The sequence below is a fragment of the Bradyrhizobium nivariense genome, assembly GCF_029846695.2.
Classification (GTDB): Bacteria; Pseudomonadota; Alphaproteobacteria; order Rhizobiales; family Xanthobacteraceae; genus Bradyrhizobium.
Genome location: NZ_JARWCR020000092.1, coordinates 1 through 17,279 on the forward strand (window position 1 = coordinate 1; position 17,279 = coordinate 17,279).

Genomic DNA, 17,279 nt, shown 5'->3' on the forward strand with positions numbered 1-17,279 from the left:
GTGGGGGCTCTCTCCGCAACGGCGGTGGCAATTGTTTCGAGAACGCCAGCACGATTGGTCATGACGTCGAGGTTGTTGAAACGGAGGACCTTGAGCCCTCCCGCTTCGATCACGGCAGACCGCCGTGCGTCGGCGCGCTCACCTTGATCCGAGAAGTGCTGGCCGCCATCGAGTTCGATGACGAGCTTGGCCGCATGGCAGATGAAGTCGGCGACATAGTGCTCGATCGGCACTTGGCGACGAAAGCTCGCACCGTTCAGCCGGCCGCCGCGCAGCTCCGACCATAGGATACGTTCTGCATCAGTCGAATTGCGTCTGAGCGCACGCGCATTGGCTCGTAGGCGGGCCGATACTTTCCAGTCCGGATGCTTGGGATCGACCATCGGCAGCCCCATTGCGGAGAAACCCTCACCCCAACCCTCCCCCGCAGGCGGGGGAGGGAGTCTGACCTGTCGAGCGGACCGAGCATACGTATCCATGTGATACACGCCGCGTTCACGCTCTATCCATTCCCTCCCCCGCTTGCGGGGGAGGGGCAGGGAGAGGGTTCTCTCCGGGGAGGGAACGGAGAGAGTTTTCGTTGACGCAGATCCGATCACTGCGATCACGAGCTCAGCCCTCCCGCGAGCGTGGGCACTTCCAGCGGCTTGAAGCCGTAATGGGACAGCCAGCGGACGTCGCTGTCGAACAGCTGGCGCAGATCGGCGATGCCGTATTTCAGCATGGCGATGCGGTCGATACCCATGCCCCAGGCAAATCCCTGGTACTCGTCGGGATCGATGCCGCAGGCGCGCAGCACGTTCGGATGCACCATGCCGCAACCGAGAATCTCCAGCCAGTCCTCGCCCTCGCCGAAGCGAATCTCGCCCTTGTCGCGGCGGCACTGGATGTCGACTTCCAGCGACGGCTCGGTGAACGGGAAGAACGAGGGCCGGAAGCGCATGTTGATGTGGTCGACCTCGAAGAACGCCTTGCAGAACTCGTGCAGAATCCATTTGAGGTGGCCGAGATGGGAGTGCTTGTCGATGACGAGGCCTTCGACCTGGTGGAATTGCGGCGTGTGGGTCGCATCCGAATCGATGCGATAGGTGCGGCCCGGGCAGATCACGCGGATCGGCGGCTTCTCACTCAGCATGGTGCGCACCTGCACCGGCGAGGTGTGGGTGCGCAACAGCATGCGGGAGCCGTCCTCCTTCGGATGGAAGAAGAAGGTGTCGTGCATCTCGCGCGCGGGATGGCCTTCCGGAAAATTCAGCTTGGTGAAGTTGTAGTCGTCGGTCTCGATGTCAGGGCCTTCGGCGACCGAGAATCCCATGTCGGCGAAGATCGTGGTCAGCTCGTCCCAGACCTGGCTCAGCGGATGGATGCGGCCGGCTTCAGTCGGCGCGTCGCGCAGCGGCAGGGTGACGTCGATGGTTTCCGACGCAAGCCGCGCGTCGAGCGCCGCCGATTTCAAAACGTCGCGCCGCGCGGCGAGTGCCTCGGTGACCTTGTCCTTGGCCTGGTTGATCGCAGCGCCTTGCGTCTTGCGCTCGTCCGGTGACATTTTTCCGAGCGTGGCAAGAAGCGCCGAGATCGAACCCTTCTTGCCGAGGGCTGCGACGCGCACCGCTTCGAGGGCGGCCTCATCGCCGGCGGCGGCGACCTGGTCGAGGATGGATGTTTCGAGCGTTGCGAGGTCGGACACGGTCAAATCCCTGCTGTCAAATTCGGCTGGGTTGTCGCCGCCCGAAGGCCGTAACGTCAAGCGAAAAGCCGGTCATCTCGGGCTTGGAACGGCTGGGTTGAACCTCGCGCGGGGGCCTGGCACCAAGGGGGATACGAGGAGGCGTTCGCGATGCTCGCAAGATCCTGTCTGGCTGTTCTGGCCGTCGTTCTCTCTGTCGCCAGCACCCCGGCGCGCGCCATGGTCTGCATGGAGAAATCCATGACGCTGGACGAGGTCGTCGACACCATCGGTGCGCAGACGGGCTGCGAAAGCGCGATGAAGGTGTTTCAGGATTGCCAATTGACCGCGAGCGGCGATGTCCAGCTCGGTGCCGCCGTCGAAAAGAAATGCGAAGCGGACTTCATGCCCGCCCTCAACATTGCGCGGAAACGGGCTTACCAACGCGAGATGCGCGTCTGCGACCGAAAGTACCGGAATAAATCCGGCACCATGTATCTGTCGTTCACGGCATTCTGCCGGGCGGAGATCGCCCAGCGCTACTCGCAACGCGCGCTGAAGGCCGGCGGAGCCGGCCGCTAGAGCGTTTTCGAGCGAAGTGGATACCGGTTCGCGTGAAGAAAACGCGTCAAAACAAGAATCTAGAGCTTCGGTTCTGATTCAATCAGAACCGATAATGCTCTAGCGCTGGCGTGTCAGGCCGCCAGAGCGGCTTTGGCCTTCTCGGCGATCGCCTGGAACGACGCGGGCTCGTTGATCGCGAGATCCGACAGCACCTTGCGGTCCACGGTGATCCCGGACTTGGCCATGCCGTCGATAAACCGGCTGTAGGTCAGGCCGAACGGACGCACAGCAGCGTTGATGCGCTGGATCCAGAGCGCGCGGAACGTGCGCTTCTTGCGCTTGCGATCACGGAAGGCATACACCAGAGCCTTCTCGACCGCCGGCTTGGCGGTGCGGATCGTGTTCTTGCGGCGGCCGCGGAAACCCTTGGCGGCCTTGTAGACTTTCTTGTGCTTGGCGTGGGCGGTCACACCGCGTTTGACGCGAGCCATGACAAAAATCCTTCAGAGATGACTTGATGTTCGGATCGCCGCGAAAGCTGCGGCGCTGGTGGCAATGATCGTTGACGCGATCAGGCGTTCGGCAAGAAGTACTTCTTGACGTTGTCGCCGTCGGTCTTGAACAGCACGCTGGTGCCGCGAAGCTGACGGATCTGCTTCTTCGTCCGCTTGATCATGCCGTGACGCTTGCCGCGATGGGCGTGCATCACTTTGCCGGTGGCAGTCACCTTGAAGCGCTTTTTAGCGCCCGATTTGGTCTTCAGCTTGGGCATTTTGCTCTCCTAATGGCCACAGAGATCCGCCCGCGAAGGCGGCTGGCCGTCAAAAATGCTCTATTAGAGCGTTGATTGTGCTCAGGTTTTTGCGAACAAGCGCGAAACCCGCACGAAACACCGCCACGGCAGCCCTTAATCAGCCGGGCGATGAAGGCTGGGCTTATGCCAGAGGACAAGCCGATTGGCAACGATGAACCGGTGGAACCGGTCTCTCGACTATTCGGAGTTGCGCCCCCAAATGTCCAAGCCGTGTCGCCCGGAGCAGGATCAAAATGGCCCATTCTTCCCAAACGTTTTCGTTTTTGACTGATTTCGCTCGTCCGCGCCGTTGGGCGCTGTTGGCCGTGCTCGCCGTGGCTGCGTTTCCGTCGACCGCGGATGCTCGCATCGGCCGCTATGACGGCGTCTGGAACGTCACCTTCGCCACCACCCGCGGCAATTGCAGCTCGGGCTACAGCGTTCCCTTCACCGTCGCCGGCAGTCGGGTGTCGTCCGCCGGCGGTGGCCGGGTCGCCGGCAAGGTCAATCGCGGCGGCGCCGTTGCGGTCCGGGTCTCGGTCGGGGCGTCCCATGCCAGCGGCGGCGGCCGGCTCGCCGGCATGGCCGGTGCCGGCTACTGGAACGGCATCATCTCGGGCGACCGCTGCAGCGGCACCTGGCACGCAACAAGGACGTAACTATCGCCCAATAGGACGGTGCGCTCCCTCTCCCGCAAGCTTGCGGGGGAGGGTCGGGGAGCCCTCACCCGCCGCGCTCGGGAAGATGCTTCGCATCGCCCGGGCGCGTCGACCTCTCCCACAAGCGCAAGCGGGAGAGGTGAAAAACAAAACGGCCCGCCGGAAACCCGGACGGGCCGTTGAATTCTCTCGTCTGAAGAACGGGCGTCAGCGCGGCGCCAGCACCATGACGACCTGACGACCCTCGAACCGCGCGTCCTGCTCCACCTTGGCGAGCTCGGCGACGTCGGTCTTGATCTTGTCGAGCAGCTTGGTGCCGATCTCCTGGTGCGCCATTTCGCGGCCGCGATAGCGCAGGGTGATCTTGACCTTGTCGCCCTCTTCGAAGAACCGCTGCATCGCGCGCATCTTCACTTCGTAATCGTGGTCGTCGATCATCGGGCGGAGCTTGATCTCCTTGATCTCGACGATCTTCTGCCGCTTGCGGGCTTCGGCAGCTTTTTTCTGCGCGGAATACTTATACTTCCCGTAGTCCATGATCTTGCAGACGGGAGGGCTGACGTTCGGCGAGATCTCGACCAGATCCATGCCGGCCTCCTGGGCCAGGCGGATAGCCGCGACGGTCTCGATCGTGCCCTTGTTATCACCGGTCTGATCGATCAGCTGGATCTGCGCATTGCGAATATCATCATTGATGCGCGGCCCGTCTTTGGCGGCAGTGGGCGGGGCTTTATTGGGACGGCGAATGGGTGGTTCTCCAAAGTTGTGAAAGAGGCGGCTATTTTGCAGGAAGATACGCCTGCCGGCAAGCAATTCGCTCGTGCGAGGCGAAAAAGCCTCAAATGCGAGGCATTCTGGTCACGCCGGGGCACGCTGACCGACATAGACACCTTGCTTCTGTTCCGCAAGCGTCCCAAAGGGCAAATGCCGACGTCCGGCTGCGCTGCGGAAACGCGTCCGGACAGCCGAAACCGCACAGCCAGAGTAAACGTTCCATGACCCCTGCAATTCCCGATGCCGTGCTCGACTTCATCGCTGTGGGCGAGGGTCCATTCGCACGCCGGATCGCGGTGCGCAGCCGACGCGGGCAGGGAGCTGGGCAAGGACCGGGACTGGTCTGGCTCGGCGGGTTCAAATCGGACATGCAGGGCAGCAAGGCCGTGGCGCTGGACGACTGGGCCCGGGATCACGGCCGCGCCGTGGTCCGGTTCGATTATTCCGGCCACGGCGAATCCGGCGGCGATTTCGTCGACGGAACTATCGGGCGCTGGCTGGAGGAAAGCGTCGCGGTGTTCGAACGGTTCTGCGACGGCCCGCAAGTCCTGATCGGCTCGTCCATGGGCGGCTGGATGGCGCTGCTGCTCGCGCGCGAGATCAAAAAGCGCTCTGGCAAGGCGTCGCTGGCGGGCCTGGTGCTGATCGCGCCGGCGCCCGACTTCACCGAGGAGCTGATGTGGAAGAATTTTTCGGCAGCGGTGAAGAAAGAGATCGAGACCAAGGGCGTCTGGCTGAGACCGTCGGACTATGGTGACGGCTCGCCCTATCCGATCACGCGGAATCTGATCGAGGAGGGACGCAACCATCTCGTGCTCGGCAGCGCCATCGATCTCGGCTGTCCCGTCCGCATCCTGCAAGGCGCGCAGGATTCTGACGTGCCCTGGCAGCACGCGTTCGCGCTGACACATCGCCTGCCGGCCGACGACGTCGTGCTGACCATGATCCAGGACGGCGATCACCGCCTCTCCCGCCCGCAGGACATCGCCCGCATTCTTGCGGCCGTGGCCGAGATCGGGTGAAGTGTAGTGCTCAGTGTCATCGTCCGCGAAGGCGGACGATCCAGTATCCAGAGACTGTAGTGATTGAACCGAGAAGTTGCGGCGTACTGGATGCCCCGCCTTCGCGGGGCATGACGAAGAGAGTGGGAGAAACGCCGATGACCACCGGCATGCTGCGCGCCTTCTGCGACGCCGTCGAACAACGCAACGGGAAAACCTTTGCCGACCTCTTCACCGAGGACGGCGTCTATCACGACGTCTTCTACGGCGCTTTCGCCGGCCGCGAGAAGATCGCCGCGATGATCGACGACTGGTTCTATCGGACGGCGACCGATTTCCGCTGGGACATGCACGACCCGGTGTCGAACGGCACCACGCTCTATGCGCGCTACACGTTCAGCTATCGCTCGACCTTGCCGGAGGCGAACGGCGCGCGGGCGATGTTCGAGGGCGTGGCGATCATGACACTTCGCGACGGCAAGATCGTCAGCTATCACGAGGTCGCGAATACCGCGCCGGCGTTTGTCGATTTGAAGTTCGCGCCTGACAGGATCGCGAATATCGTCGCCAAGCAGGGCGCGGAGCTCAAGGCGCGGCCGGAGATGAAGCGGCATTTGTCCTGACTGCGGACACCTACGGCGGCGATGGCTTCGCCATCGGCTTGCGCTGCGCCAGCGCCGCGACCGTGGCGGTGCCGATCGGGCCCGCTTCGTCGTAGAGCCAGCATTCGCCGATCGCCACGCCGTCGGTGGCCTGGTGATTCACCACGTCGAAGCCGATCCAGTTCGTCACCGGCAGGCGGTGCAGATAGATCGTGACGTCGCTGTTGATGTAGGCGAGCCCCTTGTCGCCGGCGTTCGCGAATGGGCTGGCGAAATCCGCGCCGGTGGCGACATGGACGAACGGCGTCATCGGCACGCCCGCGACCAGCTCACGCACCTCGCTCATCCAGAGTTTTCGTGGCCCGAGCGAGCCCATGTGGCCGACGATCGGCCGTGTCGTCCATTTGCCGTTCATGCCGAGCCTGGGATCGGTCGGCTTGGGAATGTCGGCGGGCTTCGGCACGTCCCAGTTCGGGGGCGACCAGACATTGCCTTCCGGATTCTGCGTTCGCCGCAACAGCTGGCACGAGGCGCGCGCCATGCAGACGCCGCCGGAGAAGAACTCCGCTTCCACGATGCGGATGCGTAAGCCATCGCGCACCAGCCGTGTCGTCATCTCGATCGGCTTGTCGATGGTCGGCAGCCGAAACATGTCGACGGTCAGCCGCGCCGGTACCAATTCAGGGCCGGAATGCCGCTCCTCGATGGCGAAGCCGAGCAGGCCGATGATGACGCGTCCGTGCAGCGATTTCGGGTCCCACGGACCGTTGGCGACTTCCGTCGGATGGAATGTGTCGCCGTCGCGGGTGAAGAAAGGCATGTTTGTCATGACGCGCGAGATTGAAGGAAGCCGCGGGGAAATCAAGTGTGGTGGGAGCGCGCGCACCGTAGCCACAACAACGGTGTCATCGTCCGCGAAGGCGGGCGATCCAGTATTCCAGAGACGGGAGTGATTGAATCGATAGGCTGCGGCGTACTGGATGCCCCGCCTTCGCGGGGCATGACAGCGGCGTGCTAGGAAGCGAGCTCCCACTCCTCGCGCACGCTTTCGTCGCGCTCGTTGGCGATCGCATCCGTCTTGATCGCCGCGAATTCGTCATCCGGCAGCAACTGCCCCAGCGCCCACACTGCCGCGCCTCGCACCAGGGCGCTCTCATCCTCCAGCAATCGCCGCGCCTCGTCCGCCAGTGCCGCATCGCCGGAGTTGCCGATCGCGATCAGCACGTTGCGCAAAAAGCGATCGCGACCGATGCGCTTGACCGGCGATTTCGTGAACAGCGCGCGAAACGAAGCGTCGTCGAGCCGTGCGAGCTCGGCGAGACCTGGCGCGCGCAATGCGTCACGCGCTGCGAGCTTGGCCTCGCGACCTTCCTGCGCGAACTTGTTCCAGGGACATGCGGCGAGGCAATCGTCGCAGCCATAGATGCGGTTGCCGATCGCCTTGCGAAACTCGCGCGGGATCGGTCCCTTGTTCTCGATGGTGAGGTACGAGATGCAGCGCCGCGCATCGAGCTTGTAGGGCGCGGGGAAGGCCGCGGTCGGGCAGATGTCGAGACACGCCCGGCACGAGCCGCAATGATCGATCTCGGCGCCGTCGCGCGGCAGCTCCAGCGTGGTGTAGATCGCGCCGAGAAACAGCCAGGAGCCGAATTCGCGCGAGACCAGATTGGTGTGCTTGCCCTGCCAGCCCAGATGCGCGGCTTGCGCCAGGGGCTTCTCCATCACGGCCGCGGTGTCGACGAACACTTTCACTTCGGACGGTGCGGTCGCAACCAGCCATCGCGCCAGCGCCTTCAGGCGTTTCTTGATGAGGTCATGATAGTCGTCGCCCTGCGCGTAGACCGAGATCGCCGCGCGCGTGCGCTGTTCGAGGATCGCAAGCGGATCCTGATCGGGGCCGTAATTGACGCCGAGCATGATGACGCTGCGCACGTCCTGCCACAGTCCGCGCGGATCGACCCGGCGCTCCGGCTGCGCGGCGAGCCAGTCCATATCGCCATGGCCGCCGGATGCGATGAATTCGAGGAAATGTTTTCCGGCGCTTTCGATCGTGCCGGGCTTGGTGATGCCGATGCAGTCGAAGCCGAGCGCGCGTGCCTCGTTTGCAAGCGCCGTCTTCAGTTCGGTCGGATCGGAGTTCAGAAGTCGAGGTCCACGTAGGTCCGCGACGCCGGCACGCCCGCCAGCCATTCGCTCAAGAGCGGACGGAACGACGGGCGGGATTTCACCCGCGCGTACCACGCCTTTGCTGCGTCGTCCTCGCTCCATGGCACGTCGCCCAGATAGTCGATCGCCGAGAGGTGCGCCGCGGCGGCGAGGTCCGCGTAGGTCAGCCGGTCGCCGGCGAGGAAATTACGAGTCTGCGCCAGCCAGCCGATATAGGCCAGATGATAGCGCACGTTGGCCTTGGCGGCACGCATCACGTCGGCCGAGGGCGGGCCGCCGCCATTCTCCTCGCTCATGAAGCGCTTGTAGATACGCTCGGTGACGAGGGGGTGGGAGACTTCCTCGAAGAACTTTTCGTTGAACCAGGCCATCAGCCGGCGCACCTCGACGCGCTCGCCGATCGTCTCCGGCATCAGGCGCTTGGGGCCCATGTCGTGGCCATAGGACTCGTCGAGATATTCGGCGATGATCGCCGCGCCCGGTATCGGCGGCTGCTCGTCGTCCACCAGGACGGGCGTCGTGCCCGCCGCGTTGAGCAGCAGAAATGCTTCGCGTCGCTCCCAGCTGCGCTCTTCGACCAGCTTCAGCTCAAGCCCGTATTCCCCCGCGATCAGGCGGATGAACCGCGACTGCGGACAGAACGGATGATGAAACAACGTAAACATGAAGCCTTTGACTATTTGATGGTGCTTAAGAATCCATCAATGTTTGTGCGGCGCCACACTAGTCTTTCAAAACCGCGAAGCAAGGGCGCGACGCCGCATTTTGCGATTGCAGCAAAGCAGCGGATGGGCGAGAAGAGCCCCGCTTTTTCAGCGGAAATGGACCTAAATATGTCAGATGCAATACGGGCAGTGATCCTCGGCATCATCGAGGGTGTGACCGAGTTCCTTCCCGTGTCCTCGACCGGCCATTTGCTGCTTGCGGAGCGCTTCTTCCATCTCGGCGAGGGCGCGTTCTGGGATTCGTTTACGGTTCTGATCCAGCTCGGCGCGATCCTCGCGATCGTCGTGTTGTACTTCAAGAAATTGTGGGACGTCGCGATCGGCATGTTCACGGGCGACGCCTATGCACGCCGCTTCGTGATCGGCGTGCTGGTGGCGTTCCTGCCTGCTGTCATCGTGGGTCTCGTCGCCGGCAAATACATCAAGAGCATGCTGTTCAATCCGTGGGTGGTGTGCTTCTCGCTGATCGTCGGCGGCGCCATTCTGCTCTGGGTCGACAAGCTCGATCTCAAGGCGCGCGAGCATGACGCCACCCGGTTTCCGCTGCTGATGTATCTCTATATCGGCATCGCGCAGTGCGTCGCGATGATCCCGGGCGTGTCGCGTTCCGGCGCCAGCATCGTCGCCGCAATGTTCCTGGGGGCCGACAAGCGCGCGGCGGCGGAGTTCTCGTTCTTCCTCGCCATTCCCACCATGATCGGCGCGTTCGCCTACGATTTCTACAAGAACCGCTCCGAGATGACGATGGACCACATGGGCATCGTCGCGATCGGCTTCGTGGTGTCGTTCATCACCGCGATCATCGTGGTGAAGGCGTTCCTCGGATACGTCACCCGTCACGGCTTCGTGGTGTTCGCCTGGTGGCGCGTCATCGTCGGCACGCTCGGCCTGATCGCGCTGGCACTGGGGCGGTAACTTCCGGAGACGTCGACGCGCTAAGAAGCGGAAATTCTGGCGATTGTGGGATGCGCACTGCGGCCGCGGCTGCGGTGCACTCCCTCGCTCCGTTCTTACGGGGAGAGGTGAAAAAAGACCTACGCGCTCTTGCGCTGGAACTGCCCGGCGGCGCGGAAACGCCAGAGATATTGCGGGGCGATCGCTTCAAGCGAGTCGGCGGCGATGCCGAGGCCTTCCAGCGTCAGGCCGGCGGCCTTCGCCGCATCCGACACGACATTGTCGCGCGCGAGCAGCGTGACCTGGTCCGGCGTCAGCTTCAGCGCGCCGGGCGCGAATTGCAGGAAGTTGGCCTTGAAGCGGGCCAGCCCGAACGACAGCGGCACCAGCATCGGCTTGCGATCGGCGATCTCGATAATGGCCTCGATGATCTCGCGCATGGTCAGCACCTCCGGCCCGCCGAGCTCGTAGGTGGCGCCCGCCTTGGCCTTGCCGTCGACGGCATCCGCGATCGCGGTGGCGACGTCGCCGACATAGACCGGCTGCATCCGGGTACTCCCGCCGATCAGCGGCAGCACCGGCGACATCCGGGCCAGCGCCGCGAAGCGGTTGGTGAACTGGTCCTCGGGGCCGAACATCACGGAGGGGCGGAAGATCGTCGCCGACGGCACCGCGGCCAGGACCGCGGCTTCGCCGGCCGCCTTGGCCTTGGCATAGCGCGAGGGCGATTCCGCGTCGGCGCCGATCGCCGAGACATGCACCAGGCGCGCACCGGCGGCGGCCGCCGCCTTGGCGACCGTCTCGGCGCCCTTGGCCAGGACGGCGTCAAAACTCTGCGCGCCGCCCTCGGTGAGGATGCCGACCAGATTGATCACGACATGCGAATCACGCAGCGCCGCCTCGACCGAGGCCGGATAGCGCAGATTCGCCTGCACGGTGTGGACCTGCCCGACCTTGCCGGATGGCTGGAGGTACCCGGCCAGCTCCGGCCGCCGCACCGCGACCCGGATCCGGTAGTCGCGCCGGCACAGCGCGCGGACGACATTCCGGCCCAAAAACCCCGATCCGCCGAAAACCGTGACGAGAGTTTCCAGATTCGATGCCATGGGAGCCATTCCTGGGGGTGAGGTGCGTGTTGTCAGGCTTGTATCGAGCCGGTTTGCGATGCGCAATCCGCATCCCGAAGCAGGGTTCAAGCATGAATTGACAACCGCGTCACCGAACCGTAGTAACCGCCTCCGTGCCCAACCGGCATGCCCAGGTGGTGGAATTGGTAGACGCGCTGGCTTCAGGTGCCAGTGGCTTAACGGCCGTGAAGGTTCGAGTCCTTTCCTGGGCACCATTTTTTTCTTTGGATGCCCCTCAAGGTGCAGTCCGAAGGTTGGCAGGTGCTCGCTCGTCGTGGGTGGTGGCGGGGCTTGGTCTGCAATAATGTTGCGAAATCGGCCCAGGATCATCGGAGCCAGCTCTTTCCGTTCATCGCGGCGATAACGATATTGGTCTCGACGGTTCCGTGCGGATTGTGATTTCGTTCGTGAAAGGGCCAAAGGATTCGGGACTATGGCAACACTCGACATCAGTCGCTTGACGCCCAAGGAACGGCTCGACCTCATCGGCGAGCTTTGGGACAGCCTCTCCGCTGCCGAGGTGACGTTGACCCCGGCGCAGGTGGCCGAACTCGATCGTCGGCTCGCGACTTTTGACACGGACCGTCGCGAAGCGATCCCCTGGGAGGATATCGACACCGAGCTTGACCGCCGGTCCCGATAAGTGGCCAAGATTCTTTTTACGCCTGCGGCGAGGGCGGACCTCGCCGAGGCCGTCCTTTGGGTACGACACCCACGCTCCGCATGTCGTGCCGCAATTTCGAGAAGCCTTGCGCACAGCGCTGATGCGGCTCGCGGAGAATCCGAAGCAGTTTCCGCCGGCTCTCAAGAACACACGCCGCAACGCCGCTTCCTTACATCCTCGTGTTTCGTGAAACGCACGATGCGGTCTATGTCATTGCGGTGTTTCACACGAGTCGTGATCCCTTGGTTTGGAAGCAGCGCTCGTAGCATCACCAAAGCATTCAAGAATTTGGCCACAGCGGAGTCGCTGCTTTGGGATGAGTCGATTGAGCCGGGAGTTCCCGAATGATGGCGCGCTTAAGGCTCATCGAAACCTCAGCAGTTGGGCCGCTTTCATCGGCCAATCTTCTTGATGCAGGTGGGTTCGCCGCTAGGGTGCGGGGTGCAATCCCAGTCGCGTCCAAAGCCCGCACCAGCGTTCCGCTGTGGTAAGAAAGGGTAGTAAATTACAACCGCCGCAAAAATGGTGACAGCAATAATTGCTGACGCCAGCATCCACACGATGCCCGCGCGATCGGGATTCCACTGCGCCCGCCGAATCAATCGATGCTTCCTTGGATTGGGGTGTTTCACGGTGGTGCCATCGATGCGGCCTCGCGCAGGACCTCGCTCTTGGAATGGTATCGGCCGGACGCCACGAGCTCGTTCACCACGCTCTCGAGTGTCTCTCCCAGATCAGCGCTCACAGCCATGCCAAATTGTCCCGTTCCTACCACCAATAACTATTATTGGATGCTAGGATTTTCAAGCATAAACAGTCACTTGGAGGCCTCTGAAGCCGGCGGCCGTGCCGAATTCCATCCGGCCAAACCCCCTTCGATTGCACCATCCGAATTTACTCCACTTTAGACAACTTGGCCCTAAGTCAGCGGCCAGGCTCGCAACCGGTGATCGGCGGGCACGCAGAGCCATCGGGCTCGCTTTGTCGTGAGGGAAGCGGTGGATCAGCACCAGGTCTGGCACCAGCCGGCGTTCGACAAGGTTGCGAACGCGATCAGTCCGTTGTTCCTGAGATCGGGAATTTATCTGTTCCTGATCTCGTTCATTTGCCTGTTCTACGTCTTGAACGCGCCGCTTCTGCTCGGTCACTACGATCTGGGCTGGCATCTGGCGGCCGGAGATCTCATCCGGGAACGCAGCGCCATCCCGCTCCAGGACCCCTGGTCGTTCACCCACGGTGACAAGCCATGGTTCAATCTGTCCTGGCTCTGGGACGCGCTTGCCAGTGCGACGTTTCAATACGCAGGCTTTGGCGGCCTCGTCCTGCTGACGGTGGCCTGTGGCGCGGCGATCGTCGGCATTCTGACTGCGATCTCGCTTGGCTACGGCGCGTCGGCGATCGCGGTTTGCGTTTCGGTCTTCTTTGCCTGCCTGCTCTATCCCGCTTACGAAGCCTCGCCGAACATGTATCTCGCGGTCTCGCCGAATACATGCACGATGCTGTTCTGCGTCGTCTTCTACCGTGAATGCCTGCGACGAACGCGATGGTTCGTGCTCCCCGCGTTGATGGCGCTCTGGGCCAATCTGCACGGCGGCTTTCTGCTCGGCTTTTTCGTGATTGGCGTCTTCTTCGGCGCCGCCTTGCTCAGAGCGGCCTGGGCCGACCTCAGGGTTCTTGCTCTGGCCGGGATCGGGTGTCTTGCCGCGACATTCGTCAATCCGCTCGGCTGGAATATCTATGCCGGTACTGCTGCGACGATGGGGCACTTCGTCCAGGGCAATATCGGCGAATGGCTGTCCTACTATCACAACATGGAAATGCCCGGAAGTATTCCCGGCATCCTGTACATGCTGGCCTTCGTCGCGCTCGAGCTTCGCTACAGGAACTCCAGGCCAATCCCCCTCGAACCGAGATTGATGTCCTGGCTGTTCCTGATTCTGGGGCTGTATCAGTTCAGGTACATCGCCTTCTTCTTCATTTTCTCGACCGCGCCGATGGCGCTTCACCTCAGCCGCCTGCTGCCTGGGCGTCTCACCGCTCTCGACGTGCGCGGACCGTTGCTGGCCGCCGGCATCGTCGGTCTGTGCACCCTGCCGATGGCCTATTTGCGCGTTGCGCCGGCGCTCGCACTTCCGCCGATGCTGTCGACCGAAGATGCCGGCTATCTGCAAAAGCATTTTGCCGGTGCGCGGGTCCTGAACAATTGGAACGTCGGCGGCTATCTGATTTTCGGGACGCACGGCACCGTTCCCTCGTTCGTCGACGGCCGCGCCGCGACCGCCTATCCGGACGACTTGCTGCGCGACTATTTCAAGCTGGTGAGCTGGGAGGTCGACGAAGCGGCGTGGGACATGGTGCTCGACAAATACCGGATCGACGCCGTGCTGTGGGTCAAGGCGCACGAACAGCTGCGGCGGTTTCTCGTGGAGCGGCGCGGCTGGCGCGAGCAATACACCGGCGCCTACGAGACCGTTTACGTCAGGCCGCAATCCGGTCTTGCCGGCGAAGCCAAACCACGATGACGAGTAGCGCCGCAGCTCTGTCCGCCACCGCACCTGTCCTCAAAGCCGAAAGCTTTGCGGCGCGGTACGGCGCCTTGTGCGCATTGCTGCTGCTGGCCGCGGCAGTCCGGCTGCCGCTCGCGTTCTGGCCGAACATCATCCACAACGACGAGATCTATCAGTATCTGGAGCCGGCCTGGCGCCTGCTTGGCCATCAGGGGGTCGTCACCTGGGAGTGGCGCGACGGCATTCGGAGCTGGTTTCTGCCGACCTTGTTCGCAGCGCCAGTCGCTCTGGGAGACTGGCTTGCGCCGGGCGGGTGGGGCGCCTTCGTCGTGCCTCGCCTGGTGGTCGGGCTCGCCTCGCTGTCGATCGTCGTGACGGCCTGGCATTTCGGCGAACGCATCTCCAGGTCGCATGCCGTCGTCGCGGCGTTTGCCGCCGCGGTCTGGTTCGAGCTGGTCTATTACGCGCCCCACACACTGAGCGAACCGCTGGCGACGGCTGTGATCCTGCCGGCGGCTTATCTGCTGACGGGCGAACCCGCGCGAAACCGGCTCTTCACCGCAGGCGCACTGCTTGCTCTCGCCTGTGTCTGGCGCTTCCAATATGTGCCGGCTTGCGCGGTGTTCGCGGCGGCGGCGTGCTGGCGGGATCCGCGAAACGCGATTGCCCTGGTCGCGGGCGGATGCGTCGTCCTGGTGCTGTCCGGCGCCGTCGACATGGTCCACGGCTCGGCGCCGTTTGCGTGGCTGGTCCAAAACATCCAGCAGAACCTCCTGCATGACCGCGCATCGGAATTCGGTGTCGCGCCGGCGGCCGCTTACGTCCTCCAGGCTTCAATTCTGTGGTCGGGCACGACGCTGCTGATGCTGCTGGCGCTCTGGCGCGGCTGGCGACATGCGCCCCTGCTGATCGTCGCGGCGGTCGTGAACGTCGCGTTTCACAGCATGATCGTGCACAAGGAATACCGTTTCATTTTCCTGTCGATCGCCCTACTGATCATCGCTGCCGCACTTGGCTCCGCCGATTGGGTCCAGATGATGCGCCGGCAAAGCGCGTGGCGCTCGCGGGCACTTGCTGTCGTATGTGCCGGCTGGCTGCTGCTCTCGCTCGGTCTGTCGGGCGCTACGCTCATCATGCGTGACAACTGGATGCGCGGCATCGGCGAGGCCCGATTGGCGGCGGAGCTCGAGGCCGATCCTGAAGTCTGCGGTCTGGCCCTGTACGCGATGCACGACCCCTTTGTGCCCGGACGTGGGCAGCTCGCGGCCCGCCGGCCGGTCTATTCCTTTTATCCGGACGACCCCCTGGCCAAGGGACAACTTCCGGCTCTGGTGAAGACGCACCAAGCCGAGTTCAACCGCATCATTGGCCCGGCGAACCTGGCAAGCGAATTGCCGGCGGACTTCTCGCGACGAAGTTGCGCCATGATGAGCGATGAGAAGCCGACCTGCGTCTTCGTGCGGCGCGGCGCGTGCGATGCGGGCGCCAGCCCCTTCGGCATCAACGACGTGCTCGTGCGTCTGAACTACTAGCGGCGCCTGATGCTTGCGCCGGCGGCTGCCAGCGGATACATCGCGGCCGGCCCTCGCCAGCATCTGTCCCGGGTATTAGCCTGTCAGGGTGTACCGATTCGATTGAGGTTTGAAACGCCATGACCGTACGCCTGCACCGCGGCGACCTGCCCGATCTGTCCCGCTACACCGGAGCGGTGGCGATCGACACCGAGACCATGGGCCTGAACCCGCACCGCGACCGGCTCTGCGTGGTGCAGCTCTCGCCCGGCGACGGCAGCGCAGACGTGGTCCAGATCCCCAAGGGGCATACCGACGCGCCGAACCTGAAGGCCCTGCTGGCCAATCCTGCGATCACCAAGATCTTCCACTTTGCGCGGTTCGACGTCGCGGTGCTGTACCAGACCTTCGGCGTCATGACCGGGCCGATCTACTGCACCAAGATCGCCTCCCGCCTGATCCGCACCTATACCGACCGCCATGGCCTCAAGGACCTCGTGCGCGAGGTGCTCAATGTCGACCTCTCCAAGCAGCAGCAATCGAGCGATTGGGGTTCCGACAGCCTGACCGAGCCGCAGCTCGCCTACGCCGCTTCCGACGTGCTGCATCTGCATGCGTTGCGCGAGCGGCTCGATGCCATGCTGGCGCGGGAAGGCCGCACCGCGCTGGCAAAAGCCTGTTTCGACTTCCTGCCGACCCGCGCCCTGCTCGACCTCCAGGGCTGGGCCGAAGAGGACATCTTTGCGCATTCCTGAGCGGCCCGGCCGGCCGCTGAGGCGAGTTGGCGCCCCGTTTCGGACACTTTCCTAACGGCCTGTCGCGGGCTGCATAATTTGGCGTTGCCGGCTACAATGGGGTGCCCGTCGACCAGACCAGGCGAGCGACACCTCAGGAGCCCAGGTGAATTCGGCCCAGTATCCCACCTACGACGCCGCGCTTGCGGCGAAGTTCGCCGGCGCGGCACGCCACAGCCGCCTGGTGCGGATTCTGCGCATCGCGGTGCCAGCGACGGTGGTCCTGGCCCTGGCTGCGATCGTCGCTGTCTCGACCTTCCTCAATCCCTTCCAGATCCCCGTGAAGCTCGACTCCGGAAACCTCGTGGTGACGGGTACCAAAATCACGATGGAATCGCCGCATATGTCCGGCTTCACCCCGGACCAGCGGCCCTACGAGCTCTGGGCCAAGACCGCGACACAGGACATCACAGACCCCGATCACGTCGATCTCCATGATTTGCGCGCGAAAGTGCTGATGGAAGACCAGTCGACGCTGTTCCTCGATGCCCGCACCGGAAGGTTCGACAACAAGCAGCAGCAGCTCGACCTGCACAAGGACATCTTCCTGCGCACCTCGACCGGCTACGAGGCGCGGCTGAACTCGGCCTTCGTCGACATGGGCAAGGGCACGGTCTCGTCGGATGAGCATGTCGACGTCAAGCTGACCAACGGCACGCTGACTGCCGATCGGCTGCGGATTACGGAAGGCGGCGACGTCATCCGCTTCGAGGGCAATGTGGTGATGCACCTGGACAAGCTGGACGACCCGGCCGCTCAGCCGGCGCCGCCCGAGCCCGCACCGCCGGTGAAGACGCGTACGCCCCAGAACAAGTCTGCCAATTCAAAGTGA

General features: G+C 63.4%; 19 protein-coding genes, 1 tRNA gene and 1 pseudogene. 11 read left to right on the top strand and 10 right to left on the bottom strand.

Translation table 11 applies throughout. The features are described 5' to 3' along the window. Together QCM77_RS40985 and pheS are read right to left on the bottom strand one after the other, a co-directional pair. Window positions 1-383: endonuclease domain-containing protein (locus QCM77_RS40985; RefSeq protein WP_280096614.1), on the bottom strand; the 383-nt coding region annotated here is incomplete at its 3' end. Between the two features lie 221 nt (window positions 384-604). Beyond that, on the bottom strand, window positions 605-1,687 hold the full coding sequence (gene pheS / locus QCM77_RS40990; RefSeq protein WP_279660121.1) for a phenylalanine--tRNA ligase subunit alpha: 1,083 nt from the start codon (window positions 1,685-1,687) through the stop codon (window positions 605-607). A 150-nt stretch (window positions 1,688-1,837) separates the two neighbouring features. On the opposite strand from pheS, the gene QCM77_RS40995 reads away from it, so the two are divergent. Next, window positions 1,838-2,248 (top strand): hypothetical protein, encoded by a 411-nt coding sequence (locus tag QCM77_RS40995; RefSeq protein ID WP_280096615.1) that lies wholly within the window; start codon window positions 1,838-1,840, stop codon window positions 2,246-2,248. A gap of 113 nt (window positions 2,249-2,361) precedes the next feature. Here QCM77_RS40995 and rplT read toward each other — a convergent pair whose 3' ends face one another. Together rplT and rpmI are read right to left on the bottom strand one after the other, a co-directional pair. Next, window positions 2,362-2,721 (bottom strand): 50S ribosomal protein L20, encoded by a 360-nt coding sequence (rplT, locus tag QCM77_RS41000; RefSeq protein ID WP_007598538.1) that lies wholly within the window; start codon window positions 2,719-2,721, stop codon window positions 2,362-2,364. Window positions 2,722-2,801: 80 nt separating this feature from the next. After that, entirely contained in the window at window positions 2,802-3,002 is a 201-nt protein-coding gene (gene rpmI / locus QCM77_RS41005; RefSeq protein ID WP_279660119.1) for a 50S ribosomal protein L35, read from the bottom strand. 275 nt (window positions 3,003-3,277) lie between these two features. Here rpmI and QCM77_RS41010 point away from each other — a divergent pair, with 275 nt between their 5' ends. Beyond that, window positions 3,278-3,682, top strand: coding sequence for a hypothetical protein (locus tag QCM77_RS41010; RefSeq protein ID WP_280096616.1), 405 nt, complete (start codon window positions 3,278-3,280; stop codon window positions 3,680-3,682). A 207-nt stretch (window positions 3,683-3,889) separates the two neighbouring features. Here the strand turns inward: QCM77_RS41010 and infC are convergent, their stop codons facing one another. Further along, window positions 3,890-4,429, bottom strand: a complete 540-nt coding sequence (gene infC / locus QCM77_RS41015) for a translation initiation factor IF-3 (RefSeq protein ID WP_085349942.1) — start codon at window positions 4,427-4,429, stop codon at window positions 3,890-3,892. Between the two features lie 248 nt (window positions 4,430-4,677). Between infC and QCM77_RS41020 the strand changes: the two genes are divergently transcribed. Next, window positions 4,678-5,478 (top strand): alpha/beta hydrolase, encoded by an 801-nt coding sequence (locus tag QCM77_RS41020; protein ID WP_280096617.1) that lies wholly within the window; start codon window positions 4,678-4,680, stop codon window positions 5,476-5,478. Window positions 5,479-5,615: 137 nt separating this feature from the next. After that, the gene (locus tag QCM77_RS41025; RefSeq protein WP_280096618.1) at window positions 5,616-6,080 is read left to right on the top strand and encodes a nuclear transport factor 2 family protein; all 465 of its coding nucleotides are present in this window, start codon (window positions 5,616-5,618) and stop codon (window positions 6,078-6,080) included. 10 nt (window positions 6,081-6,090) lie between these two features. Here QCM77_RS41025 and QCM77_RS41030 read toward each other — a convergent pair whose 3' ends face one another. From QCM77_RS41030 to QCM77_RS41040, 3 genes are all read right to left on the bottom strand, one after another. Next, complete coding sequence (locus tag QCM77_RS41030) at window positions 6,091-6,888, bottom strand: acyl-CoA thioesterase domain-containing protein (RefSeq protein WP_280096619.1); 798 nt, start codon at window positions 6,886-6,888, stop codon at window positions 6,091-6,093. A 185-nt stretch (window positions 6,889-7,073) separates the two neighbouring features. Continuing rightward, window positions 7,074-8,249 carry a tRNA epoxyqueuosine(34) reductase QueG gene (gene queG, locus QCM77_RS41035; RefSeq protein ID WP_280096620.1) on the bottom strand — a complete coding sequence of 392 codons (1,176 nt, stop codon included), beginning with the start codon at window positions 8,247-8,249 and terminating at the stop codon, window positions 7,074-7,076. Next, window positions 8,198-8,890 carry a glutathione S-transferase family protein gene (locus QCM77_RS41040; RefSeq protein WP_279687706.1) on the bottom strand — a complete coding sequence of 231 codons (693 nt, stop codon included), beginning with the start codon at window positions 8,888-8,890 and terminating at the stop codon, window positions 8,198-8,200. The genes queG and QCM77_RS41040 overlap by 52 nt, the downstream gene beginning before the upstream one ends. Before the next feature lie 168 nt (window positions 8,891-9,058). Here QCM77_RS41040 and QCM77_RS41045 point away from each other — a divergent pair, with 168 nt between their 5' ends. Then, window positions 9,059-9,865 carry an undecaprenyl-diphosphate phosphatase gene (locus QCM77_RS41045; protein WP_279687704.1) on the top strand — a complete coding sequence of 269 codons (807 nt, stop codon included), beginning with the start codon at window positions 9,059-9,061 and terminating at the stop codon, window positions 9,863-9,865. A gap of 119 nt (window positions 9,866-9,984) precedes the next feature. Here the strand turns inward: QCM77_RS41045 and QCM77_RS41050 are convergent, their stop codons facing one another. Further along, window positions 9,985-10,950, bottom strand: a complete 966-nt coding sequence (locus QCM77_RS41050) for a complex I NDUFA9 subunit family protein (RefSeq protein ID WP_280096621.1) — start codon at window positions 10,948-10,950, stop codon at window positions 9,985-9,987. 149 nt (window positions 10,951-11,099) lie between these two features. Between QCM77_RS41050 and QCM77_RS41055 the strand changes: the two genes are divergently transcribed. Both QCM77_RS41055 and QCM77_RS41060 read left to right on the top strand, forming a co-directional pair. After that, window positions 11,100-11,186: transfer RNA gene (locus QCM77_RS41055), tRNA-Leu, on the top strand. Between the two features lie 218 nt (window positions 11,187-11,404). Next, the gene (locus QCM77_RS41060) at window positions 11,405-11,614 is read left to right on the top strand and encodes an addiction module protein (protein WP_279660110.1); all 210 of its coding nucleotides are present in this window, start codon (window positions 11,405-11,407) and stop codon (window positions 11,612-11,614) included. 661 nt (window positions 11,615-12,275) lie between these two features. Here QCM77_RS41060 and QCM77_RS41065 read toward each other — a convergent pair. Further along, window positions 12,276-12,386, bottom strand: a pseudogene (locus tag QCM77_RS41065) (ribbon-helix-helix domain-containing protein); the annotation flags it as partial. 247 nt (window positions 12,387-12,633) lie between these two features. Here QCM77_RS41065 and QCM77_RS41070 point away from each other — a divergent pair. The 4 genes from QCM77_RS41070 (at window position 12,634) to lptC (ending at window position 17,279) form a co-directional block, all read left to right on the top strand. Beyond that, a complete protein-coding gene (locus QCM77_RS41070) occupies window positions 12,634-14,157 on the top strand; it encodes a hypothetical protein (protein ID WP_280096622.1) in 1,524 nt (507 codons plus the stop codon). Window positions 14,158-14,240: 83 nt separating this feature from the next. Next, complete coding sequence (locus tag QCM77_RS41075; protein ID WP_511337227.1) at window positions 14,241-15,674, top strand: glycosyltransferase family protein; 1,434 nt, start codon at window positions 14,241-14,243, stop codon at window positions 15,672-15,674. A gap of 119 nt (window positions 15,675-15,793) precedes the next feature. After that, a complete protein-coding gene (locus QCM77_RS41080; RefSeq protein WP_247331439.1) occupies window positions 15,794-16,408 on the top strand; it encodes a ribonuclease D in 615 nt (204 codons plus the stop codon). Window positions 16,409-16,553: 145 nt separating this feature from the next. Further along, window positions 16,554-17,279 (top strand): LPS export ABC transporter periplasmic protein LptC, encoded by a 726-nt coding sequence (gene lptC / locus QCM77_RS41085; protein ID WP_279660107.1) that lies wholly within the window; start codon window positions 16,554-16,556, stop codon window positions 17,277-17,279.